16 protein-coding genes are annotated in these 24,592 nt (G+C 68.9%); 11 read left to right on the top strand and 5 right to left on the bottom strand.

What is annotated here, in order from left to right; all coding sequences use genetic code 11:
* Positions 1-206: 206 nt before the first annotated feature.
* The 4 genes from rpsO to FBY22_RS43835 all read right to left on the bottom strand — a co-directional run bounded on the left by rpsO (position 207) and on the right by FBY22_RS43835 (position 3,976).
* Positions 207-494, bottom strand: coding sequence for a 30S ribosomal protein S15 (rpsO, locus tag FBY22_RS06010; protein WP_067301615.1), 288 nt, complete (start codon positions 492-494; stop codon positions 207-209).
* Positions 495-672: 178 nt separating this feature from the next.
* Complete coding sequence (locus tag FBY22_RS06005; RefSeq protein WP_260844722.1) at positions 673-2,193, bottom strand: PQQ-like beta-propeller repeat protein; 1,521 nt, start codon at positions 2,191-2,193, stop codon at positions 673-675.
* A gap of 131 nt (positions 2,194-2,324) precedes the next feature.
* Positions 2,325-3,782, bottom strand: coding sequence for a type VII secretion integral membrane protein EccD (eccD, locus tag FBY22_RS06000; protein WP_142142955.1), 1,458 nt, complete (start codon positions 3,780-3,782; stop codon positions 2,325-2,327).
* Positions 3,783-3,808: 26 nt separating this feature from the next.
* Entirely contained in the window at positions 3,809-3,976 is a 168-nt protein-coding gene (locus FBY22_RS43835; protein ID WP_160159859.1) for a hypothetical protein, read from the bottom strand.
* A 106-nt stretch (positions 3,977-4,082) separates the two neighbouring features.
* Here FBY22_RS43835 and eccCa point away from each other — a divergent pair, with 106 nt between their 5' ends.
* The 6 genes from eccCa (at position 4,083) to FBY22_RS05970 (ending at position 12,408) form a co-directional block, all read left to right on the top strand.
* Entirely contained in the window at positions 4,083-8,027 is a 3,945-nt protein-coding gene (gene eccCa, locus FBY22_RS05995) for a type VII secretion protein EccCa (protein WP_142142953.1), read from the top strand.
* A gap of 128 nt (positions 8,028-8,155) precedes the next feature.
* A complete protein-coding gene (locus FBY22_RS05990) occupies positions 8,156-8,542 on the top strand; it encodes a hypothetical protein (RefSeq protein WP_142142951.1) in 387 nt (128 codons plus the stop codon).
* A gap of 79 nt (positions 8,543-8,621) precedes the next feature.
* Positions 8,622-8,912 carry a DUF397 domain-containing protein gene (locus FBY22_RS05985; RefSeq protein WP_142142949.1) on the top strand — a complete coding sequence of 97 codons (291 nt, stop codon included), beginning with the start codon at positions 8,622-8,624 and terminating at the stop codon, positions 8,910-8,912.
* A 103-nt stretch (positions 8,913-9,015) separates the two neighbouring features.
* Positions 9,016-10,944 (top strand): ATP-binding protein, encoded by a 1,929-nt coding sequence (locus FBY22_RS05980; protein WP_142142947.1) that lies wholly within the window; start codon positions 9,016-9,018, stop codon positions 10,942-10,944.
* Between the two features lie 48 nt (positions 10,945-10,992).
* Positions 10,993-12,057 (top strand): SUKH-4 family immunity protein, encoded by a 1,065-nt coding sequence (locus tag FBY22_RS05975; protein ID WP_142142946.1) that lies wholly within the window; start codon positions 10,993-10,995, stop codon positions 12,055-12,057.
* A 48-nt stretch (positions 12,058-12,105) separates the two neighbouring features.
* On the top strand, positions 12,106-12,408 hold the full coding sequence (locus tag FBY22_RS05970) for a hypothetical protein (protein WP_142142944.1): 303 nt from the start codon (positions 12,106-12,108) through the stop codon (positions 12,406-12,408).
* A 21-nt stretch (positions 12,409-12,429) separates the two neighbouring features.
* Here FBY22_RS05970 and FBY22_RS05965 read toward each other — a convergent pair whose 3' ends face one another.
* The gene (locus FBY22_RS05965) at positions 12,430-12,864 is read right to left on the bottom strand and encodes a hypothetical protein (protein ID WP_142142942.1); all 435 of its coding nucleotides are present in this window, start codon (positions 12,862-12,864) and stop codon (positions 12,430-12,432) included.
* 198 nt (positions 12,865-13,062) lie between these two features.
* On the opposite strand from FBY22_RS05965, the gene FBY22_RS05960 reads away from it, so the two are divergent.
* The 5 genes from FBY22_RS05960 (at position 13,063) to FBY22_RS05940 (ending at position 24,449) form a co-directional block, all read left to right on the top strand.
* Entirely contained in the window at positions 13,063-13,623 is a 561-nt protein-coding gene (locus FBY22_RS05960) for a hypothetical protein (RefSeq protein ID WP_142142940.1), read from the top strand.
* Between the two features lie 204 nt (positions 13,624-13,827).
* The gene (locus FBY22_RS05955; RefSeq protein ID WP_260844963.1) at positions 13,828-19,323 is read left to right on the top strand and encodes a toxin glutamine deamidase domain-containing protein; all 5,496 of its coding nucleotides are present in this window, start codon (positions 13,828-13,830) and stop codon (positions 19,321-19,323) included.
* Positions 19,324-19,393: 70 nt separating this feature from the next.
* A complete protein-coding gene (locus FBY22_RS05950) occupies positions 19,394-21,472 on the top strand; it encodes an ATP-binding protein (RefSeq protein ID WP_142142936.1) in 2,079 nt (692 codons plus the stop codon).
* Positions 21,473-21,826: 354 nt separating this feature from the next.
* Positions 21,827-23,281: an NAD(P)/FAD-dependent oxidoreductase gene (locus FBY22_RS05945; RefSeq protein ID WP_260844721.1), complete on the top strand. Its 1,455-nt coding sequence runs from the start codon at positions 21,827-21,829 to the stop codon at positions 23,279-23,281.
* 160 nt (positions 23,282-23,441) lie between these two features.
* Positions 23,442-24,449, top strand: a complete 1,008-nt coding sequence (locus tag FBY22_RS05940; protein WP_174267095.1) for a hypothetical protein — start codon at positions 23,442-23,444, stop codon at positions 24,447-24,449.
* Positions 24,450-24,592 lie beyond the last annotated feature (143 nt).

The raw sequence follows: 24,592 nt of genomic DNA, 5'->3' as shown, positions 1-24,592 counted from the left end.
ATCGCCCGGGGGCCACTACCGAGGACCGGCGGCGGCGAGGTGCACTTCTCCTCGTGCGTACCGCGTGTGCGGTACTGCGATGTGCTACCACCCTACAAAGTGGGTGTGACACTGCGCACGTTTCCGCATGTACGGCAAAGGTTTCCGTACCTACGGCAAAGGGAGCGATCCCCGATCGTTTCGGGAACCGCTCCCTTCATGGCGTACTACTTGGCGCCCGCCGCACCGCGGCGGATGCCGAGGCGGTCGACCAGCGTACGGAAGCGCTGGATGTCCTTCTTCGCCAGGTACTGCAGCAGGCGACGGCGCTGACCGACCAGGATCAGCAGGCCACGACGGGAGTGGTGGTCGTGCTTGTGGGTCTTGAGGTGCTCGGTCAGGTCCGAGATGCGGCGCGAGAGCATGGCGACCTGGACCTCGGGGGAGCCGGTGTCGCCCTCCTTCTGGCCGAACTCGGTGATGATCTGCTTCTTCGTAGCGGCGTCGAGCGACACGCGTACTCCTCATTGGTCTGTGGTTGCCGCCGAGTGCCCCTGGTCTGCTTCTCAGGGGAGCTTCCGTGACTCGGGAGGCGGGGATCCGCTGGGCGCAGTCTCCGGACGAACCGGGGACGCGTACACAAACGGCCGTCACACAGCGTACCAGGCGGCCGGGGCGGCTCTCACCGCGGTCCTATCGCACCGCCATGCTCTCGACTCCGAGGACGAGGTAGACCCATCGTGGCTGCCCCTTGGCCGGTCCGTCGACCTTCTTGACGCCGAAGAAGATACGGCCGTCCTGGACGACGATGTCGTTGTACTCGGTCGTCGTCATGAAGTCGGCCTCCTGGGGGAGGTCGAAGTAGAGGTAGGGGGTCTCCGTACCGGTCCTCGGGTCGAGGGCGACCAGTCCCGTGGGCATGACGTGCTGGTCGGTCACGCGGACGGCGAGGAGTCGGTCGCCGCTCAACCGTACGGGGTAGAGCAGCGAGCCGGGGCCGGACTCGAACTTTCTGGTGGTCTTCCCGTTCGCCAGGTCGAAGCCGATGATCCAGTTGGAGTTGGTCAGCTCGCCCGAGTCCCTGCTGCGCAGGAAGACCTGGCCCGCGCCGACGGCGATGGTCGGGCAGTCCTCGGTGGACAGGTAGTCGTCGTACGAGCACTCGCCCACGTAGGTGCCGTTCTGCAGGCGGATCACGGCCCGGGTCCTGCCCTCGCCGTCGAGGGAGAGCATCTCGGAGATGCCGATCTCGCCGGCCTGGACGGCGAGGACGGGCGGTTCGGCGGAGGGGATGTTCAGGTCGCGGACGCCCTTTGCGGCGGAGTACGTCCACAGCGTCCGGCCGGTCTTCGGGTCCACCTTGCGCGCCTTGTAGGTGGTGGCGTCCGTCGAGTCGGCGGGTGCCTTGTCGTTCCAGCACTGCTCGCGCACCAGCAGCGCGCCTCCGCCGGCGGCGCCCATGTCCTGGCAGGGGCCGGTCGCCGTCGTCTCCCACGCGCGCGTGCCGTCCTTCATGCTGTACGCGTCCGTGCCGCCGCCCCAGGTCACCACGACCGTGCCGTGGACCAGGGTCACGCTCGGGGTGTCCTGCTCGTCGCCGCCGGTCGCCATGCCGTGGCCGTCGCCGAGCTGGGAGACGGGGAAGTCGGCGTCCCAGATCTCACGGCCGTCGTCGAGGTCGAAGAAGGCCACGTGGTTGCAGAAGGCGTTGCCGCGGTCGTTCGCCCGGAAGAGGACGGCCGTGCGGTGGTCGCCGGTGACGTGGCGGGTGTAGCCGCAGATCGGACCGTCGAGGGGGAGCTTCCACTTCTCGTCGCCGGGAGAGGCGTCGTCGCCGATGCGCAGGCCGACGACCGTCTTGTTGATGCCCTTGGCGAGGATCCTGTCGGTGGCCCACATGCCGGGCAGTTCGTAGTGCTCGCCGGGGCTCATGTCGTCCACGGAGAAGCGGAAGGCCATCTTTCCGGTTGGATTCGCGGGCTTCTTCTCGACCGTCTCCCGCACGTCGAGGGGGCCCTGTGCGGCGGTCGTCGCGCCCGAGGTCTTCGTACCGCCCGTGCCGGTGCCCCAAAGGAGCCAGCCGCCCGTGCCGAGGGCCGCGACCAGGACGAGCGCGAGCAGGGCCACGGGCCACTTGGCGCGGCGCTTCGGAGCGGGGGGCTGTGCGGGCGGGGCGGGGGGCGTGTACATCGATGGCGGCGGGCCGAAGCTCACGCGGGGATCCCTTTCGTATGACGGCCTTGGGGTGGCGGAGCGTTTCTTCGACGGCGGTTCGGATTCCGGTCCGGCGGACATGGAAACGCCCCACGCTCCGGGAGCGGAGCGTGGGGCGGTACGGCTGTCGGCTAGACGCCGCCGCGGACCTTGCCGTAGACGTCGAGGACGGCCAGGCAGACCGGCACCAGCGACAGCAGCACCAGCGAGTCCGCGAGGTCGAGCATGCGGCCCCAGAACGGGGACAGCCCCTTCTGCGGGACGATCAGCGCGATCGCGATCAGCAGCAGCACACCCACCGCGACCGAGGCGCCGAGCCACAGGGTCCGTACGTTGACCGGGCCGGAGTTGCCCTGGAGCAGATCCATGATGACGCCGGCCGGCGGCGAGATCGCGAGGCCGAGGACCAGCAGGGCCAGCGTGACGACACCGGCCACGAAAAGGCAGGTGACCTGGGCGGTGTAGCGGAACAGGCGGGCCCGCAGCATCGCGGCGAGGCCGGTGCACAGGGCGAGCAGCTGGGCCCAGCCGCTGTCGCTGAAGCCGAGCACCGCGCCGCCGGCGCCGACGACGACCGCAGCGCAGCCGCCCACCAGGCCGAGCAGCAGCTCGTGCCCGCGGCTGGTCTGCGCGACGATGCGCTGGACGTCGACGGCCTCGAGGTCACCCTCGCGGCCCTCGCGCCGGGCGCGGGCCAGGTCCTCGGGGTTGCGGAAGCCGATCGGCAGCTTGGCGAACCGGGCCGACCAGCCGGGCAGGAACCCGACGACGGCCAGGGCGACCACGGCGGTGCCGGCGGCGATCTCGCGCGGCGCGGCGTCGGTGAGCACGCCGGCGAACACGGCGAGCGTGCCGATCGCGGAGGCCAGCGCGGCGGCCACGAACGGGGCGTCGCCCTGCGGCAGCAGCATGATCAGTACGACGGAGAAGAGCAGTACGGCGACACAGCCGACGAGGAACTGGATCCGGCCCGGTCCCTCTTGCGCGTCCTGCGAGATGACGCCGGAGCCCGCGATGAGCGCGTGCGGCAGCGCCGAGATGCCGAGCGCGACGGCCGAACCACGGTCGTCGTACACCCGCGCGCGGACGCCGGCCATGGCCGTCAGGGCGAGGGCGGTGACGCCGGCGAGGATGCCCTGCAGGCCGTGCATGTCGTGCCGGACCGGGTCGGCGAACCAGAAGACGAAGCCGAGCATGACCAGCAGCAGCGACCCGGCGACCAGTCCGGCGACCCGCATCAGGTTGTCGTTCCAGCTGCGGGTGTCCTGCTTGACCGCGGTGGCGATCGCGTCGACCACGTCGTCGTGCACGGCCGGCGGCAGCGAGTCGGCGAACGTGCGCAGCAACAGCACCTCGCCGTCGCGGACGCGGTGCTCCAGCAACGACCGGCTCGCGTCGAGAACCTGGCCCTCGCGCGTCACAAGGTGGTAGCCGGCGAGACTCGTGTCCGACTGGACCAGGCCGGAGAGCCGGACGATCTCAGGGAAGAGGTCCTGGATCGGAAGGTCCTCGGGCAGCGCCACATCGACCCGACTGTCCGGCGCTGCGATGGTGATTCGGCAGAAACCTGTCGAAGTCCCCGTGCTCACCTGGTGATCCCCCTGCTAGACAACTGCTAGACGACTGCTCGGCGCGTGTGGAAGAACGCGTCCTCGCGTCGCTCGTACGACGCGGAGCGCCACCATATCCGTTGTCGCACCCACGACAGGCCCTGCCTCCCCCATTCCTCCCAGGACCTGCGCCGCATCTCCATGCGCCTGGCTCCCTCGGCCATCTCCGCCATCAGTAGGATCGTCGCCTACGCGAACGACGCCTGCGCGAACAAGAACGTCGCGGTACACGGGGGCGTCGGTGCCAGGACGTATCAATCGCGAAGGATGAGTGCATCGGTGAGCGTCGTCATCATCAAACGACCACCGCGGACAGTGCCCCCGGCCGTGCCCGAGGGCGAGGTGAGGCTCGAGACGCCACCCGAGCTGCCCCGCGAGGGCGACGAGAGCATGCTGATGAACCTGCTGCCCATGATGGGCATGCTGGGTTCCGTCGGCTTCTTCTTCATGCCCAACCTGCCCTCGTACATGAGGGTGGTCGGCGGCCTGATGCTGGCCTCCACGCTGGCCATGGCCATCGCCCAGTACGCCAAGTCCCGTCAGGGCGGCGGCGCGGGGATGGCGCAGGACCGGCGTGACTACTTCCGCTATCTGGAGCAGGTCCGCAAGGACGTGCACAAGACCGCCGAACTGCAGCGGCGCAGCCAGTTGTTCCAGCACCCCGAGCCGGACCAGCTGTGGGCGGTCGCCGCCGACGGCAAGCGGCTGTGGGAACGGCGGCCGACCGACGCGGACTTCGCGTCCGTACGGATCGGCCGCGGCGTGCAGCAGCTCAACACCCCGCTCGTCGCGCCGGACACGGCACCCAAGGAGGAGCTGGAGCCGCTGACGGCGGCGGCCATGAAGGCGTTCCTCGACGCGCACGGCTCGCTCAACGACCTGCCCGTCTCGGTGTCGTTGCGCGCCTTCTACCACGTGACGGTGTGCGGCGAGACGGACACGGTGTACGCCAACGCCCGTGCCACGCTGGCCCAGTTGGCGACGCTCCACTCGCCCGAGGACCTGATGGTCGCGGTGGTGGCGCATCCCTCCTCGGCGGCCGACTGGGACTGGATCAAGTGGCTGCCGCACAGCCAGCACCCGAAGGCCAAGGACGGCGCGGGCTCGGCCCGGCTGCTCTTCGACGACCTCGGTGAGCTGGAGGAGGCGCTGGCAGACCAGTTGGACGACCGTCCCCGTTGGAACCGGGACGCCAACCCGGTCTACGACCAGCCGCACCTGATCGTGATCCTCGACGGCGGCACGGTGCCCCCGGACTCCGAACTCGCCAGCGCCGAGGGGCTGCAGGGCGTCACCTTCCTGGAGATCGCGCCGGGCGAGCTGGAGGAGGAGCTGCGGGCCGGCCTCACGATCTTCGTGAAGCCGGAGCGGATGCGCCTGTTCGTCGGCCACGAGTCGGCGTACACCGGCAGACCGGACATCCTCAGCCCCGAGCAGGCCGAGTCCCTGGCCCGGCAGCTCGCGCCCTTCCGGGTCGGTTCGGCCGAGGAGGGCGAACCGCTGCTGTCCAACCTGGACTTCACCGACCTGATGGGCATCGGCGACGCCGGTTCCGTCGACGTCTCGCGCACCTGGCGGCCGCGCACGCTGCATGAGCGGCTGCGCGTGCCGATCGGTGTCGGCGAGAACGGCGAGCCGGTCATGCTGGACCTCAAGGAGGCCTCCCAGGAGGGCATGGGCCCGCACGGCCTGTGCGTCGGCGCCACCGGTTCCGGCAAGTCGGAGCTGCTGCGCACGCTGGTGCTCGGCCTCGCGGTGACGCACTCCTCGGAGACGCTGAACTTCATCCTCGCGGACTTCAAGGGCGGTGCGACCTTCGCCGGTATGGCGGACATGCCGCACACCGCGGCCGTCATCACCAACCTCGCCGACGACCTGACCCTCGTCGACCGCATGCGGGACGCGATCACCGGTGAGATGCAGCGCCGCCAGGAACTGCTGCGTACCGCGGGCAACTACGCCAACCTGCACGACTACGAGAAGGCCCGGGCCGCCGGCGCCGCCCTCGAACCGATGGCGTCGCTGGTGATCGTGCTCGACGAGTTCTCCGAACTCCTCACCGCCAAGCCGGACTTCATCGACATGTTCATCCAGATCGGCCGTATCGGCCGTTCGCTGGGTGTGCACCTGCTGCTGGCCTCGCAGCGTCTGGAGGAGGGCAAGCTGCGCGGCCTGGACACCTATCTGTCGTACCGGATCGGTCTGCGCACCTTCTCCGCCGCCGAGTCCCGCACGGCGATCGGCGTCCCGGACGCCTACCACCTGCCGTCGATCCCCGGTTCCGGTTACCTGCGCTACGACACCGACACCATGGTCCGCTTCAAGGCGGCGTACGTCTCGGGCGCGTACCACGGCGAGGGCCCCTCCCGGGTGCACCGCTCGACGCAGCTGCGGCCCGCCCTGTTCACGGCCGAGCACGTGGCGCTGCCGCCGCAGCCGGTGGTCGAGGAGCCGGAGGCCGACGACCGCGTCGACGACGCGCTCGCCGACACCGTCCTGGACGTCATCGTCGGCAAGATGGTCAACCAGGGGCCGCCCGCCCACCAGGTGTGGCTGCCCCCGCTGGACGAGGCGCCCTCGCTGGAGCAGCTGCTGCCGCAGCTGGCCGTCACCCAGGACCGCGGCCTGACCGCGCCCGACTACACGGCGCTCGGCCGGCTGAACGTGCCGGTCGGCCTGGTGGACAAGCCGTTCGAGCAGCGCCGCGACGTGCTGTACCGGGACTTCTCCGGCGGCGCCGGCCACGGTCTGTTCGTCGGCGGCCCGCAGTCCGGCAAGTCGACGCTGCTGCGCTCGCTCATCGCGTCGTTCTCCCTCACCCACACGCCGGCCGAAGTGCAGTTCTACTGCCTGGACTTCGGTGGTGGCGGTCTGATCGCGATGGAGGAGCTGGCGCACGTCGGCGGCGTCGCGAACCGGCTGGACGCCGAGAAGGTGCGCCGTACGGTCAGCGAGGTCGAGGGCATCCTCAACGCGCGCGAGGAGTACTTCCGCACCAACAACGTCGACTCCGTCCAGACCTACCGTCAGCGGCGGGCCGCCGGTCAGCTGCCGGACCAGCCCTGGGGTGACGTCTTCCTCGTCATCGACGGCTGGGCGACCTTCAAGACGGACTACGAGCTGCTGGAGTCCACGGTCACCGAGATCGCCACGCGCGGCCTCGGCTTCGGTGTGCACGTCGTGCTGACCGCGTCCCGCTACACCGAGGTGCGGCCCGCGCTCAAGGACATGCTGCAGAACCGCATCGAGCTGCGGCTCGGCGACCCGACCGAGTCGGAGATCGACCGCAAGGTCGCGCAGAACGTGCCCGCCGGCATTCCGGGCCGCGGTCTGACGCAGGACAAGCTGCACTTCATGACGGCGCTCCCCCGCGTCGACGGCTCCTCCTCGACCGAGGACCTGTCCGAGGCGACGCAGATCCTCATCCGCGGCGTCAACGACAACTGGCAGGGCAACCACGCCCCGGCCGTCCGGCTGCTGCCGACCATGCTGGCCGCGGACCGGCTGCCCAAGGGCTTCGAGCACCCGGACCGCGGTGTCGCCATCGGCATCGACGAGTCCTCGCTGTCGCCGGTGTTCGTCGACTTCGAGACCGACCCGCTGTTCATCGTGTTCGGTGAGAGCGAGTCCGGTAAGTCGGCGCTGCTGCGGATGCTCGTCAAGCAGATCACCGAGCGCTACACGCCGGACCGGGCGAAGATCGTCATGGGTGACTACCGGCGCGCCCACCTGGAGGGCGTGCCCGACTCGCACCTGTCGCGGTACTGCGCCTCGGCGCCCGCACTGACGGAGACGCTGGAGGGTCTCGCCGGCTCGATGCACCGCCGTATGCCGGGCCCGGACGTCACGCCCGAGCAGCTGCGCAACCGCAGCTGGTACAGCAGCCCGGACGCTTTCGTCATCGTCGACGACTACGACCTGGTCGCGACCGGTGTGAACCCGCTGGCACCGCTCCTGGAGTACCTGCCGTTCGCCCGTGACATCGGACTGCGCGTCATCATCGCGCGGTCCTCGGGCGGTGCGAGCCGGTCGCTGTACGAGCCGGTGATGCAGCGGATGCGCGAGCTCGGCGCCCAGGGCGTCGTGCTCTCCGGCGACCGCTCGGAGGGCCAGCTGCTCGGCAGCATCACCGCCTCGCAACTGCCGCCCGGGCGAGGGTACTTCCACACCCGGCGACGCGGTGGGCAGCTCATCCAGACGGGCTGGCTGCCGGCGCGGTTCTGAGCCTCGGCTCACTGGCACAGGGGGCGGTACCCGCACGGGTGCCGCCCCCTTGTGTCAGTGAGGGCCGCTATGGTGACGTTGCAAGAGAAAAGACGAGCCACGGGGGGGCAGTTGTGTCGTCGGACTACATGGATTCCGATCCCCAGGTCCTCAAGACCGAGGGCTTCAACATGTTCACGGTCGGCCAGAACTTCTCGAAGGCCGTGACCGCCCTGCAGAACGGGCTGAGCGCGCAGGAGCAGGGTCAGAAGCCGCCGTGGGGCGACGACGACATCGGCGAGAAGTTCGGCGTCGTCTACGAGGGCCTGCGCGACGGCATGTACCAGTCGATGGGCAGCCTCGCGGAGCGTCTCGCGGGCATGGGCCTCGCCTTCACCAAGATGGGCGTGGCCCACGAACAGAACGAGGCCGACCAGGTCGACATCTGGCAGAAGACGACATCCGAGTACGACGGCCAGGTGAAGCTTCCGCCCGGAGCCGCGCAGGGCACCTTCACGAAGGTGGAAAACGCCTGATCCGCGGGCGGACGCGCGGCACCCGCCAGTAGGGTGAGCCGCGTACTTCGTTCGCGCGTGAGGAAGAGGGCCCCGCAGCATGGCCGAGACGGAAGAGCAGATCAAGGCGCGCAAGGAACGGGAGCGGGACGAGCTGTACGCACTCGACATCTCGGACGCCGAGTGGCACAGCGCGCCCGGCACCGAGGAGCACGAGGAGCGGGTCGAGATCGCCTACCTCCCCGGAGGCGCGGTGGCGATGCGGTCGTCCCTCGACCACGACACGGTCCTGCGGTACACCGAGGCGGAGTGGCGGGCGTTCGTGCTGGGGGCGCGGGACGGGGAGTTCGATCTGGACTCGGCGGGCGATGGTGGTGTGGCGGCCGAGTAGGCCGCGACCGTCCCCGCGCTCGGTGCCTAAGATCGACTCGCATGCCGTACGGACACGGCATGTCTGGTGAAGAGGCATCCGTGACAGCGGAGGACGGGGAAGCATGACCGGGGTGACCGAGGACTACGCACCGCACCCTCACATAGGCGGTCGGGTCGCCGCGCTGCGTGCGCTCACCGCATGGCGTGCGGCCGCGCCCGGCGCTCCCCGTGTGGTCGTGCTGACCGGCGACTCCGGCAGCGGGCGTTCCCGGCTGATCACCGGGTTCCTGATGCTGTGCGACCCGGACTACCGAAAGCGGCTCCCGCTGGAGGACATGGACCCCTCGACGGTGCCGCCGGAACTGCCGGCCCCCGCGGTACCGGCCCCCGACGGGCTCACCGCGGCCCAGGTCCTCTGGCTGCTCGCCGAGCATTACGAACTGAACGCCACCAGCACCGAGGGCGTCTACGCCGAGCTGGCCGCGCGCGCCGAGCCGGTGACCGTCGTCGTCCCGGACGTCGACCGGGCGGGTCCGGTGCGGGCCGCGGACGAGCCCGCACGGCTCGTACGGGAGGTGCTCGCGCCCCTGGCCGCCACCGAGACGGTCCGTCTGCTGGCCGAGGTGCCCAGGCCGCTGGCCGCCGAACTGGCCGGGAGTCTGCCGGCCGGCTCGGTGCAGGTCGTCGATCTCGACGAGCCGGAGTGGGCCGACCCCGAGGGCCTCGTGCTGCACGCCCAGGCTGCGCTCGACCCGGAGTTCGGGGCCCCCGAGCTGCCCTTCACCGTCGATCCCGCCGTCCGGCTCGCCCTGGGAGCGGCTATCGGCAGTCGGGCCGGAACCAGCCCGCTGGTCGTCCAACTCGCGGTCAACTGCGCCCTGATGGCACCCGAGGGCTACGACCCGGCCGACGAGCGTCACCTGCCGACCTCGGTGGGCGAGGCCCTGGACCTGCACGCCCGCCGGCTCGGTGCCGACCCGCGGACGCTGCGGATGCTGCTGGCGCCGCTCGCCCTGGCCGAGGCCGACGGCATCCCGGTCCAGCTGTGGCCGCGGCTGGCGAGCGCGATCGCCGGGCAGGACATGAGCCAGGCCTTCGCCGACGGGATGCTGCTCGTTGGGCCGTTCGTGCAGCCGGAGGAGCGGGCGGAGGACGGCGGGCGCACACTGCTGCGGCTGTTCCACCCCGCCGTCGGCGACGAGGTCCGCGCCGGTCTGCCCAACGTCCGAGCCGCCCAGACCCAGGTCGCCATGGCGCTGCTGGAGGCCGTGCCCGAGCAGGACTGGAGCAAGGCCGACCCGTACGTCCGCGACCACATCGCGGGGCACACCCTGGAAGCGGGCCTGCTGCCCCAACTCCTCACCGACCCCGGGTTGTTCGTCCATGCCGACCCGGTGTCGCTGCGAGCCGCCGTCGAAGCGGTCCCGCCCGGAGAACTCGGCGCACCGGCCCGTACGTACTTGCGCACGGCACCTCTGCTCACCCGTACGCAGGCGGAGGTCGTGCTGCGCGCCGCCCTGCTGGAGACGGCGTTCGTGGAGGACGGCCTGCCCGAGTACGCCGACGCCGTCCACGGCCGACTGGGCCTCGACCTGCCCTGGCGGACGCTGTGGAGCCTGCCGGTCGGCGGCGTCGACGCCGTCACGGTCGGCAGCGCGCCCCGGCCCGAGGGACCGGCCGTCCCGGTGGCCGTCCTGGTCGTGCCCGCGGGGACGCCGGGGGCACGACCGGTCGGCGAGGACGCGGGCGGGGCCGGTTCGGCGGTGCTGGTGCGGGGCCTCGTGAGCGGGGAGGATCTCGGTGACGTCGATCCCGCACATGTCCTGCGTCCCTCCGAGGAGGAGCGGGCCGGCGCACCGCTGGGCCTGAGCCGGGGCGCCGACTACCTGCGCGTCTGGGACCGGGGGAGCGAGGAGGTGGTGGCCGCGCTGATCTCCGACACTCCCTTCACCGCCGCCGACCTCTCCCCCGACGGCATCCTGCTCGTCGCGACGGAGCGCGGGGCGAAGGCCCTGCGGATTCGCTCGGCCGACCCGGCGATAGCCTCGTAACGGCACACCGTTCCCGACATTCGACCAGTCACCCGAAGGAGCCTCCCCTTGAACAGCCAGGAGCAGGCGACGGCACAGGGCACGGCCGCGGCCCAGGGAGCCCGTCCGGTCACCGGCCCCGGCAACACCGCCGTCTTCACCTACGTCGACCCGGCGAACGGCGAGGAGACCACCCTCTTCCGCAACTCCGGACCCGGCCTGCCCCCGGCCGAATACCAGGCCTACGCGGAGCTGCGCCGGATGAACGTGCCCGCCGACAGCGTCCTCGCCGTCCACACGGATCTGCGGCCCAGCCTGCTCCCCGGCGGTTACACGTCCGAGCTGCTGAACCGCTTCCCGAACGCAGAGCTCTCCTGCGCGCAGACCTACGGATCGCGTCCCGAGGAGCGCGCCGAGGGCGTCCAGGCGCTGATCCAGCAGGTCGAGATGCTGCACCAGGTGGCGGGCCAGACGCCGCCGCCCCGCCCGCACCGTCTCCCCGTTCCGAACCAGGTGACGCCCGCGGAACCGATGCGCGACGTGGCCCTCGGCCACCATCTCGTCGAGGTCTTCGGCGAGACCGGCGTACGGCGCTACGCCGCCGATGACATCGCGGACAGCCCGCTGCCGGAGACCACCAAGTCCACGCTCACCTGGGCGGGGCTCCCGGCGGACGTCCCGCTCTTCTTCACTGCGGACCGGGCCGACAACCCGCCGCTCGGCGGCCTCTTCACCGACGTCGCGACGAACCTGCGCGAGCGGCAGAGCGCGGCAGGCGAGGAGAAGATCGGCGCCCTGGCGCACCTGTCCCGGATCGGCTTCGACGGGCTCGCGGTCATCGCCGTGCAATGCCTGCCCGGTACGACGGAGCCGGACGGCCTCGGCGCGCTGTGGGCCGTGGACCCGGTCACGGCGGAGTGCCGCTACGTCAACGTCTCGGCCGCCGCCTTCGCCCGCTCCCTCGCGCTGCTCGCGACGGTACGGCAGCGGATGCGGGGCCTGGACCCGATCGCGGCGGGCGCTGAAGTGGCGGGCCTACAGGAGCAGTTGGTCGCCTTGGACGCGTCCGCGCTGGCGAACGCCGAGACGTGGTGGTCGCTGATCGTCGAGCAGATGTGGCACGGGCTGTTCTGACCGGCCGCGAAATTCGCACTCAACGAGTCAGACTCAGGGAGACCTTCTGTGACTTCGGACAACCCGGCCCCGCCGACCACCCCCGAACAGGCCCTCGACATCGTCCGCAGCCGCTTCGCCGAGCCCAGGCTGCCCGACGGCTCTCGCGCCGAGCTGCGCGTCGAGGAGTTCGACATCGGCTACCTGGTCTACGCGGTGTTCCCGCCGGTCACGGACGCCGCCGGACGGCCTCAGCCGGCTCCGCCCGGCGGCAGCAAGATCGTGGTCTCCAAGGAGACCGGCGAGACCGTCACTGTGCCCAACTACCCGACCCAGGCGGCCATCGACCTGTACCGCCGGCAGCACGGCTGACCCGATCCGCGTGGCGGGTGCTCAGTACAGCGAGAATCCGCCGCTGTGCCGGCCCTGGTTCTTCTTCGCGAAGCGCGAGGGACGCCCCTCGGTCTCCGGCTTCCCGGGCTCGGACGGATCGCCGGACGGGTGCTCGCCGTCCAGCGGCTCGCCGTGCCTGACCTGGTCGCGCTCCTCCTCCGACAGTGACTCCCACTGACCGCGCAGGGACGACATGCCGCTGCCCAGGGCGCGGGCGATACCGGGGTCGTCCATCGCGTCGCGCAGCGCGAGACGGCCCGAGAGCAGCTTCTTCGCCGCGTCCTGCAGATCCTTGTCGACGCCGTCGTTCTTGGACAGTTGACGCAGGGCGGAGTTCAGCGAACGTATCTGCTCCGGTTCGAGCGCCTCGTCCAGCACACCCCGCTCCGGCGAAGTGCCCTCCGGGGTGGGTGAGTTCTCGGGTCGCCTGGTCATGCCGCTTCTCCTCGCTGGCCCTCGTCTCTCGGACTCCAGAAGTATCTCCCGTCACGGCCGGGTGTCATGCTGGGCCCTGGCTCGCCCACGGCTCCCCTGACCGTGCAGGTGTGTGTGCGGGGTCAATTGGGACTCGGCTGACCTGGGTGTATAGCCTGCGCCGGTCACCTTTCTTGTCAACCACGGGGATCTTCCGGCATGTCGACGCCTCCGCCGCAGTACCAGAACCAACCGCCCTACGGGCAGCCGCAGCAGCCATATGGCCAGCCTCAACAGCCGTACGGGTACCCGCAGCAGCCGCAGGCGCCGTACGGCTATCCGCAACAGCAGCAGGGGCCCTACGGACAGCCGCAGGGCCCTCAGGCACCGCAAGGGCCGCAACGCCCCCGGCCGGGCGGGCCGTTGCGGGTCGTGAAGTCGGCGGCCGTCGTGATCGCGGTCTTCGGCGCACTGGCCTGGTACGTCTACGACTACAACACCGACCCCGACGGCGGAAAGGCCAAGGCTGAGGCCGCGGCGTCCGCGCAGGCCTCCAAGGACGCGACACACGACCCGAACATCGGCGACTGCGTCAAGGTCAAGGACCCGCAGGGCGAACCGCTGCCGACGATCGTCGACTGCGGCTCCTCCGAGGCCGAGTACAAGACGGCCGACAAGCTGCTCGGCCCCGACCAGAAGTGCGACTCCAAGTACGCCTACGGCATCCAGGTCCACCAGAGTCACCAGCTGGACTACACCCTGTGCTTCACGAAGGTCTGACCTGTCCACCGTGCGGGCACCGAGGGCGCTGTCTGCACCAGACCTGCACAGGACCTGCAACGGATTTGTGACGGCAACCCTCTGAAGTTGCTCGCGGGTGATTCCGTAAGCTTTGCGAACGGCTGTACTTCTGTGTGATTCCCCTTGACCGATGAGGGAGTTGTACGGCCGTATCGGCTGACGGGGGTGCTTTCTGCTGTGGCGATGATGCTGCCGAGCGAGCTCGAATGGGTTCTCGAGATGCTCGGCTACGACTGGCCGACGGCGAACGAGGACAAGCTCAAGGAGTGCGCCAACATCTGGCGGAAGTTCGGTGACGACGTCACCGAACTTCACACCGCGGCGAACACCAGCGCCCGCCAGGTCGTGGCCCACAACGCCGGTGAGTCGATCGACGCGTTCACCAAGACGTACGCGAAGTTCGACAGCGGGGGCGACGGTTACCTCGCGAACGCCGCGCAGGCCGCGTACATCATCGCGACCGTGCTGGAGGCCTGCGCCTACATCGTCGAGTTCGCGAAGTGGGCGGTCATCGCCCAGCTCATCGCCCTCGCCATCGAGATCGCCGCGGCGCAGGCCGCCGCGCCGTTCACCTTCGGCCTGTCCGAGGTCGGCGCGCTGGGTGCGACCCAGGCCGCGCGGCTGATCGTGCGCCGGCTCCTCAAGGAGCTGAAGGAGGCGTTGATCGAGGCGATCGTCGAGGCGATGAAGGAGCCCGCGATCTCGGCGATCGAGGCGATCATCACCGACCTGGTCCGCCAGACGGTGAACGTCGGCTTCGGCGCCCAGGAGGGCTACGACCTCGCCACGACCGCCAAGCAGGGCGCCAACGCCGGCTGGGACGCCATCAAGCAGACCCCGCAGACCCTCGCCGAGGGCGTGCGCGACAGCCTCGGCGAGAAGGCCGGACACCGGGCGCACCACGCGATCGACAGCCGTATCGACGGGCACGGGAGTTCCGGGGACGGGGAGGGTGGTTCGCACTCGCCGGAGGGTTCCGAGGGGTCCAGCGGGTCTGAGGGATCTGAGGGATCTGAAGGGTCCAACGGCTCTGACAGCTCCGGTGGTTCGGGCAGCGACGGCGGCTCGGACTCCTCGTCCGGTTCCGGGTCCCATTCGGACGGCTCGGACTCTTCGGCGTCGACGCGTGCGGGCCACGACTCCGGTGCGAACATCGGCGGCGGGATATCCGCCGACACCGGCGGCAACAACATAGGTGCGCCGGACGTAGGTTCGGGGCCGGGCTCCGACTCGGGATCGGGGTCGGACTCCGGGTCCGGTGCGGATGCGGGGTCCGGGGCGGACTCCGGGGCCGCGCGGCCGACGGTGTCCCACGCGGGGCCGACGCTGTCCGACTTCGACGATCCCTCGCCGAGCAGCTCTTCGTCCGGCGGTTCGGACTCCGGGGGCTCGTCCGACGGCCCGAGCGTCTCCGGCTCCTCCCACGCCGGCGGCGGCTCGTCCGTGTCCGGTCTGTCGTCGCCGACGCCGCACACCGTGGCCGCCTCCGCGTCGTCCGGGGGGACGTCCGCGACGCCGTCGACCGGCGGACACGGCGGCGGCATCAGCACCAACGTCGACAGCCTGGCCGCCAGCGCTCCGACGCACACCAACGCGGCACCCACGTCCACGCCGACGTCGAGCGACCCGTCGGCCGGCGGCGGCCGGCCCGATGGCGGCTCGTCGATGCCCACGTCTCCCGTGGCGCCGTCGACGGGCGGCAGCGTGGGTGGTGGCGGCTCGCCGCACACCGGCAGTTCGTCCGGCAGCACGGCGTCGTCGGGTTCAAGCCCGAGCAGCCCGACGCCCAACTCGGGTGCGGCGAGGACGACTTCGGCAAGCGCGTCGGGTACGCCCACCGCGACCGGGTCGGGGCCGGCTTCGACACCGAGTCCTACGTCGACGACGGCACCGCGGAGCACTCCGACGCCGACGGCGTCCGCATCGGCGACAGCTGACGGGCGGGCTTCCGGCGGAGGGGCCGGACTTCGGGTTTCCAGTGCGGGGGACGGACGTACGCCCGGCAGCACGCCGGACGGCCGTACGCCGGGCAGCACGCCGGACGGGCGAATACCGAGCCAGCGCACGCCGGGGAGCACGACGCCGGGCGACGGCACGGCACCGCGGAGCACCACGCCGGGGACCAGGCCGGGCGACGGGACGACGCCCCGTACGTCGACGCCGAGCGATGGGACGACGTCCCGTAACACCCCCGGCGACGGGACGACTTCTCGTACTAACCCTGCGAACTCGGCACCGGGAGACCGCACCACCCCTCGCACCGGCGCAGACCCGACGGGCAGCACGCGTACCACCACGCCGAGCTCCACCTCTACGAACACGAACACGTCGAACCAGGGCTCGTCGTCTTCCCCCCGGGCCACGTCGCCGTCCACCGGCAACTCCACGTCGACGCCGTCCTCCTCGACCGGATCCGGATCGGACCGGACGTCACCGTCGAGCAACGGCACTCCGAACTCCTCGGCGTCCCAGAGTTCGCCGAACGCCTCGAACCCGTCGAACTCGTCGACACCGGGTGGCCGTACCGACAGCCCCACGGCGCAGGGCGGCCCGACCTCCACGCCGGGCCGCCAGAACCAACAGGGTTCCGACACCGGTACGGGCACCACCCCCAACCGCCCCCAGCAGCCGGCGGGCAACACCCCCAATACCCCCGCCTCCCCACAGCAACCGGCGTCCCAGTCGAACAACCCCCAGCATCAACAGCACCAGAACCAAGTGACGCCGGTCCCGGTGCACACGCCGATCCGCACCCCGGGCACGTCGGCTGCGCAGAACCACGCGGCCGGCCCCGCCGCCCCGCACGCACCGGGCTCGCCGCAAGCCACGCCGGGCGACACCACGTCACCGAACCACCCCAACCAGGACAGCCTGCAGGACATCCGCTCCGACCTGGACCATTACCCGGGCGGCCTGACCGACCCGGACCCGGCCGACCAGCAGGCCCTGTCGGACGCCGTACCGCGCAACGAGGACGGCACCCCGCAGCGCTACCCGGACCCCTTCGACGGCAACTGGTCGCAGCTCCAGAACGACGGCGGCGTCAACGTCCCCGGCCGAAGCAACAACTGCGCCGACTGCTCCCGTTCGTTCCTCGAGACCTGGTACGGCAACCCCCAGGTTTCGGCGCCGCGAACGCTCGACACCGACGCGAACGGCAAGCCGGACCTCTGGTCCCCCGAGGACAACGCCAACGACAACCAGATCCGCTGGACCGGCGCGGCGCACACCTACGCGGGCCCCGGCGGTGACCCCAACACGGCGAACAACATCGCCAACACGCTCCAGCAGGCGGGCCCCGGCTCGGCGGCCATCGTCCAGGTCGACTGGCCGGGCGGCGGCGGCCACGCCTTCAACGTCGTCAACCACAACGGCAAGATCGTCTGGATCGACACCCAGAGCGGCCAGGTCAGCACCCAGCCCCTCCACATCGACCAGGCCACCCACGTCTGGCACATCCCCCTGGACGCCAACCGCAACCCGATCGACACCAGCCAGCCCCCCACGAACGCGTCCCAGGGCCAGACCAACTCCCAGAACCAGAGCAGTTCGCAGAACCCGAACGGCGAAACGTCCCAGCCGGAGAACTCCGGCGACGATGGCCAGTCGGAGAACAACCAGACGCCACAGGACGGGGCATCTGGCGACGCCCAGAAGGCGGGCGACACCGCCGACTCGGGAGGCGACCACCACGAGCCGAAGGCTTCCGTGGCCTCCGACAGGTCGGACGGGGAAGCTTCCGCGCAGTCATCGCCGACCGATGCAAGGACATCACCGACGAGCTCGGACAGGACGGCGTCTCCGGAGCACACCGGCGGGGACCGGACGCACGACGAGCCCGACCACGACAACGCGCCGTCTCAGAGCGACAACAACGACCCGTCTGTACCGGACCACACGCCTGATGGGCGGGAAAGGCCCTCCGAGGGAAGCTCGCAAGGCCCTCACTCGCCCCTCGACACTGGCAGCAGTGATCAGCGCCGGCCCCATGAAGCCCTGTCGGAGGACGGCCACCCATCCCCGGCCGAGTCGTCAAGCACCGCCGACCATCGCTCAGGGAGTGACGGGTCGACCCACTCCGCGGAGGAGTCCCGCCGACCCGCCTCGACGACGGAGAGCCAGACACGGTCCGACTCCTCCGAGGGCCCGGAACGGCTGACCCACACGACACCCGACGTTGCCGACAACAGCGCACCAGCGAGAGGCACGCCCCCTGCCGAAACCGTGACGAACGGCCCTGGGAACCCGGATGCACCTACGCAGGCCTCTGTTCCTCGGCAACAGGCCCCGCATGACCCTCCCGCGTCGACAGCACGCACGTCGGCCCCCCACGCAACGGATCAGCACCGAGGGGTCGCGGCGTCGACCGAACCGACCGCCGGCCACCGCACGGACCGCCAGGCAACGCCACTCACGGATTCCGCACGCCCAACACCGGCAGAACCCGCTGGTGTCAGCCCGTCACGGTTCGACCCGGAAGAAGTCCGCGGATCTGCCCCGTTTGATCAAGTACAACAAGCTGACCACACCCATGTCGAAATGCCGCTGGAGAACTCACAAAGGGTTCTGCGGCAGACTCACGAGGTATCTCAAATAGACCTCGGCCCCGTCCTTGACAACGCCCATCGATGGGCCTCGGACGGTTCACTGGCCCGCGCTGTCGAAGAAGCCAGAAACGGAAACATAACCCAGTCGCGACTCAACGAGATCCTCGGCAAGGGATTCGAGGAACTCAGCAGCGAACAGAAAATGGCTGTCGTGGCGGGGATCGCACGAATAAGCAACACCTTCCACGAAGCGCACGCGGCGGGTAACAGTCCCGTACAAGGCGACCCTGGACGGCGACGGCCCAAGGGCGTCACCAACGACATCAACCCCCTTCCGGGTGTATCCATGCATGAGAACCACGAGGTTCGACGCATGAAGGAAGATGCCGACAAATCTCCCCCGGATGCACTTGCCCGCGATTACGCTGTCACCCATGAGGCTGAGAGCTCGGATCCGGCCGACAAGGCCAAGAAGGACAATGAGTTTGAAGCACTTTGGAAGCAGCGGAAGGACGGCGACATGCGGCCGGACATGTCCGGCAAGAATTATGCCGTCTTGGAGGTGCACGAAAACGTAGACGGCAAGGTGGTAGTCAGGTACGTCATCGATTCTTCGATCCCCGGCAGCGACCGCTACCACCACGATCATTCAGAACCGCATCTAGGTGAATGGATGCGGAATGTGGAAGCTCAGGCTCCTGGCCGATTCAAAGCGGTAGCTCTGTTTACCGAGTTCGAGCCGTGTGGCGACAGAACGGGAACGGGTGGAGCGAACTGCTCGGACTACCTCAGTCACGATATGGAGCGCGACCCGGATGCGCCCCGCGCGCGGACGAAGACGGCGCGTGAGAACCGTCCTGAGGAAGTGCAGAAGAATCCACCGAAAAGCGATCTACGCATCTCGTACGGCATCGGTTACCGCAAGGGCGCGATGGGCTATCAGGCCGCTGCGGAGGCGGGCGAGTACGCAAGTGCCACCGAAAGGCGCGAAGCGATCAAGGAAGGAAGGGCTCTTGACAATGCCGAGCGGGAACGCGTAAAGGCGATCACCGACGAGCAGATGGTCAAGTACCGTGGCGAGTGGTTGCGCGTTTGGATGAATACCGTGGCACCGACGGCGGCAGGAGGATGAGTCGGAAACTCTGCGGCTACGTTGAGTAGTTGCCACCACGCAAGGCGCTGAAGCGACGATTGAGGATCAAGTGGAGCTGACACCCGAACAGGCGATTGAACGTGTCGAGGCCTGGCTGGCGGAGCCGAATCGCTTGTACGAAACCCTGGCCGTTCGCGGGCAGTCAGGAGTCGGTAAGACGCGGCTGCTGCTTGAACTGTCGGCCCGAATTCCTCAGGCTGTCTATGTCGACTGTCGAGGCATGACCGCAGACGATGTCGCACGCCATCTGCTGTCAACCTGGGGTGTACCCGACGCGTCATCACTTGTCTCTGGTGCCCAGCATATTCGCGGTGGGGGCGTCGCCCTTCTCGCAAATGTCCAATGGGCCGACCAGTTCGTGACGTCGGACGAGGCTAGCAGGATCACGCAGCAGGTGACCCGAACGCTCAAACGCCTCGCGCGCCCTTCGGTGCAGTTCGTTGTGGAACGATCAGCGGACAGGCCATGGGTCCTCGCTCCCGCAAAAAACGATCTTGTGCTTGTGTCCCCGTCCGGGAGTGAGGAAGATGACGGCGGTCGAGTCTCGGAGTTGGCGAGGCTGACCGAGCTGCATCCGGCGCTGCGCGCGCTGGCCGCAGCGGAGCTCCGCACCATCTCGCTGCCCGTCTGGGCAGGTCTGTGTCGTTGCCTCGGAATTCAGGTGGCAGTCGACGAACTGGAAGAGCTTCTGGAAATCCTTGCCGACGTCTTGATCACCGTCGATGTCCTCGACGGCGAGGAGAACGAAAGAGCCGCCGGGTTCACCGCAGAGTCCGATCGTCATCGCATAAGGCGATTCAACGAAGTCGACCACGGGGCACTGCTCGAATCTCTCCTGGGAGTGCTCAGGACACACGAGTCATGGTCCAGCATCTCGACCGATTCCTTCGGTCGGTACGCTGCGCAAACAGTCGCTCTCCACGCCTTTCACGCCGGCCGTATGGAAGAAGTACTCAACGACGGCAACGTACTGCCGTGTCTCGACACCACGGGACTGTTGCGAGGAATGGCCGCCGCCTGGCCTCAGGGTGTCCCTCAGCACAGAATCGCAGTTGACATTCATTACTTGGAGGGACTGGGTCTCGCCGCCGCGCCCCATGAGGAGTGGGTGGCCTGGTTGCATCACTGCGCCCTCAGCCGAGGCGAGGTGGACCTGGCCCGGGCTATGGCCGTCAGGGCAGGAAATGAACTTCCTTGGCTGACGATGTGGACCGAATGCCGGCCCTTCGGGGTCTTCGGGAAGTTCCAGGCACCAATGGGCGGCTGGTCAGAAGACCCGACGGCAATGGCCTTCACGTCCGAGAGACTGCTTCCACTTCTGAGGGAAAGCCATACGTGGCACATCGAGAAGACCGGCCCACCCATCCGGCACATTTTTGACGGTCGCCAAAATGCATTCCGTCCTTTCAGGTCCAAGGAGCTGTCGGATTCACAGTGGCTCGTCACCGGCCCGTCTGGTCCATTCGTCATAGAGGTGTCTACCGAACCCGGACGACAGCCGCACCTCCCGGGCCTCCCGGCTCCGTTCGTGAGCCCCCTCACCAAGACGGGTGTGTGGAACTGCCCCTCGGAAGCGCTGGAGGGAGACGCTCCCGCGCAGTCATGGCTCGAGGCGACATTCGGTAAGGGAACCTGCCGTCGACTGCCTGAAAGCAGGCTCCCAAACGACCTGGGCCATACGGGAAGTCGACTTTTCCTGACCACCGTGGGTTTCCCCAAGTTGACGAAACAAATTCCCTTCGTTCGCACGATCGATCTCGACGAGACGGGGTTGACCGCTGTGCCATGGCCGGTGGAATCGGGCCCAGCGGAAGGCATAGGCCCCTTCTATCACCTGGGAGAATGGACCGGGGGCAACATTCTTCTCGATGGTGACTCAGGTGCTGTCGTCCAGGATTACAGCACCGGTTACTCTTCCGTTACGCTCGCTACAAGCCTCCAGCAGTTCTGCACCATCCTCCGTCTCTACCATGAATTCCTGATAAGCGACTTCAACACACCGGAAGAACGAAGGGATGCTCGCCACAGCCTTCGTGAATGGGCGGAGCATATCGATCCGGTGACCGAAGACGCCGATCATTGGGAGCAGGTCTTCGACGGGGATCTGGATTCATGGGAAACCAGGTAGCCGACTCTGCAGATCCGGACGAAACATCCGTGTCGAGTATCTGAACCGTTTGTCACGCTCCTTCGGCTTAGACGGCTGACAGCCGAGCCACAGGTCACGAACGCGCACCCCTGACACGGACCGGGGCGACGTGACCTTGAACGCACTGCCCATGACGCCCAATGGTCATCACCTGCCTCGCGCCCGGAGGGCCCGCTCAAGCGGCATGAGTTGGCGCACATGGCGGATGCGCGTGAGGCGGTCGGTCACCGGCGCCCTTGCCGCAGCGATCGGGAACGCGGTGCTGATGCTCTTTCCTGGTTCACGTACGAAACCCACATAAGCCCTACACATCACCGCAGAAAGCAGCCCACCTTGAGTGACTTACCGCACCGCCCGGCCCCCCATGTCGTCGTCATCGGCGGCAGCATGGCCGGGATGCTCGCCGCGGCCGCCGTCGCGGACCTCGTCGGCTCCGTCGAGATCATCGACGCCCACGAATTACCGGACGGCCCCGAGCCGCGTACCGGCGTTCCGCAGGCCGTCCACATCCACCTCCTGCAGACCGGCGGCATCGAGGCCATCGAAGACCTTCTGCCCGGCAGCATCGATCTGCTTCTCGCCGCGGGCGCCCATCGCATACCCGTGACCACGAACATGCTCGTGTACGCCCCGGAGGGGTGGTACCGGCGCTGGACCCGCGCCACGCACTCCCTGATCACCGCCAGCCGTGACCTGACCGACTCCGTCGTCCGCGCGCAAGTCCTCAAGCACGCGCGCGTCAGCGCCCGGTCACACACCAAGGCCGTCGGCCTGCTCGGGAGCCGCAACCGCATCACCGGGGTGCGCGTACGCAACTCCGACGGCACTGAATCGGAACTGCGCGCCGAGCTGATCATCGATACTTCCGGCCGCGCCTCTCGGACCCCTCAGTGGCTGACGGAATTGGGCATCAGCGGCCTGCGGGAGGACCGCATCGACTCAGGTCTCGTCTACGCCAGCCGCTTCTACCGCGCCCCCGTGCCCACCCGCGACTGGCCCGTCGTCGCCGTGCAAGCCGACCCGAGGCTGCCCCGGCCCGCCAACTCCGGCGCCATCCTGCCGATCGAAGACGACCGCTGGCACGTCAGCGTGATGGGCGCTCCAGGCAGACACCCGACCAGCGACGCCGAAGCCTTCGAGCCCTTCGCCCGCACGCTGCGGCACCCCATCGTGGCCGACCTGCTCAAAGCAGCCGAGCCGCTCACCGATGTCAAGGTCACCCACAGCACCGCCAACCGCCGCTTGTACTTCGAACGGCTCTCGACCTGGCCCGACGGTCTTGTCGTCCTCGGCGACTCGGCAGCTGCCTTCAACCCGATCTACGGGCACGGCATGTCCGTAGCGGCACAAGGCGCCCTCGCCCTGCGCGGCGCCCTTTCGACCGGGCTGGGCGTCGGCTTCGCCCGGCGGGCCCAGCGCGCCATCGGCCGACGTACAGACACTGCCTGGGCCCTCGCGGTGGGAACGGACATCCACTTCTCCACCACCAGGGGCCAGCGCCCCAACCTCGCCGACCGTCTGCTCCACCGCTACGTCAGCCGGCTGTCCCGCACGGCAACCGGCTCCTTCAACGCAGCGACCGCTCTGACCGACGTCCTGGCGCTCCAAGCCTCGCCGACATCGCTCGTCACCCCCGGTGCCTTGCTTGCAGCGGTCGCGGGACCTCTCCGCCGCCCGCTTGATCGCCCCCAACTCACCCTGTGTGAGCGCCAGATGCTGGCGAGCCTCGGGGAACTCCCCCCTTGGGCCATGGAAGAACCGCCTGATGCCGCGGCAACCGACGCCTGAGCAGGCTCGGTCGAGCCTGCTCAGGCGTCCGCTCGCGTTCGACGACAGAGTGCTGGAACGATCAGCTTCTGTCCGTCGGCGTCCGCGCAGGTTCGAGCAGGCTCCCAGGCGCTGAGGGGCTCTACGAACTCTTCCGGACAGAGGAACAGGCCGACACGTCATGCGGGACACGATTCAGACCCTCGTCGGGGATCTCTCGGCCAGAGATCATGCAGTGTGCAGTGCCGCCCAGGACGCCCTGGTCGCACTCGGGCCTGCCGCCGTCGACCAGCTCCTGCCGCACACGCTGGACAGGAGCTCGAGAAGCCCGAGGCGAAGCGTCCAGTTCGTCATCGGGCGCATGGGCGACGAGGTGCTCCCGCGCCTTCGTGAGATTCGCCGTGAGGGTCCCGGTCCGCTACGTGGCAGCGCCCTGGAGATGCTGGTCGAACTGGGCGGCGCGGACGCCCTCGACGAGATCGACCGGCGTGCCGTGGAACGCCTCGTACGGATCAAGATCCTCGACGAACGTCCCGTGGAAACCCCCTCGGAGGGGGGCCGTTGGCTGGCCTTCCCGGCCGACCGGCTCGACGACGCCGTAGCCGCGCTCGGCCTGCACGACGTCCGGCCGGCCACCAGCGTCATGGGGGTGGCCGCCGCCACTCAGGCCGCCGACTCCCTGGAGTTCCAGGACACCAACGGCGAGAAGCACCGGGCCTACCGCGTCTTCATCACCCCGGAGTTCGAGAACTGGCGCTCAGAAGGCCCGGTCAAGAGCTGGCGCATGCTCTGGGGGAATTCTTTCCTGGACGAACTCGACGGTTTTCTGCTGGCCAGGGAACTGAGTGAACACTGCGGGGAAGCGCACTTCTACGTCCTCGACCCGTATCACTCCTCTCATTGCTGGTACGTGGCCCGCGACGGTGATGTGGTGAGGAGGTACGGGACGTACGCCGAACCCGAGTTCGAAGGCACCCCCCTGCCCTTCGAAGCCTGGTACAAGGAGAACGCGGACGAGGACGAGGCCGAGATGTACGCCGAGGGTGTTCCCGACGCCGAGACGGCAGCGGACAACCTTTCGGTGGCCCCGGGGCCACAACTCGCGAGGCACACCCACGGCCACGGCTGGCTCGCCACCACCCACCCGGGCGTGACCAACACTCGCTTCAAGGGTGCCCTCCCCCTCTGAAGCCCGTCAGTTCCCCACCCTTCACGCAGCCCGCTCCGCCTCCGACGGCCCCCTCCTGATCTCGCTGATAATTTGCTGCTTCTACCAGCCAACTCGATCTGACTTCACGGGGAATCATGAGCCAGCCGCCGTTCCAGCCGCCG

It is taken from the genome of Streptomyces sp. SLBN-31 (genome assembly GCF_006715395.1).
Taxonomy (GTDB): domain Bacteria; phylum Actinomycetota; class Actinomycetes; order Streptomycetales; family Streptomycetaceae; genus Streptomyces.
This window is presented reverse-complemented; position numbering and strand designations above follow the sequence as displayed.

What these genes read in the sequence shown, in the direction of transcription:
- FBY22_RS43835 (WP_160159859.1), bottom strand. Translation starts at nt 3,976, where the DNA reads ATGGCGGAGATGGCCGAGGGAGCCAGGCGCATGGAGATGCGGCGCAGG.
- FBY22_RS05990 (WP_142142951.1), top strand. Translation starts at nt 8,156, where the DNA reads ATGGATTCCGATCCCCAGGTCCTCAAGACCGAGGGCTTCAACATGTTC.
- FBY22_RS05985 (WP_142142949.1), top strand. Translation starts at nt 8,622, where the DNA reads ATGGCCGAGACGGAAGAGCAGATCAAGGCGCGCAAGGAACGGGAGCGG.
- FBY22_RS05980 (WP_142142947.1), top strand. Translation starts at nt 9,016, where the DNA reads ATGACCGGGGTGACCGAGGACTACGCACCGCACCCTCACATAGGCGGT.
- FBY22_RS05965 (WP_142142942.1), bottom strand. Translation starts at nt 12,864, where the DNA reads ATGACCAGGCGACCCGAGAACTCACCCACCCCGGAGGGCACTTCGCCG.
- FBY22_RS05960 (WP_142142940.1), top strand. Translation starts at nt 13,063, where the DNA reads ATGTCGACGCCTCCGCCGCAGTACCAGAACCAACCGCCCTACGGGCAG.
- FBY22_RS05955 (WP_260844963.1), top strand. Translation starts at nt 13,828, where the DNA reads ATGATGCTGCCGAGCGAGCTCGAATGGGTTCTCGAGATGCTCGGCTAC.
- FBY22_RS05940 (WP_174267095.1), top strand. Translation starts at nt 23,442, where the DNA reads ATGCGGGACACGATTCAGACCCTCGTCGGGGATCTCTCGGCCAGAGAT.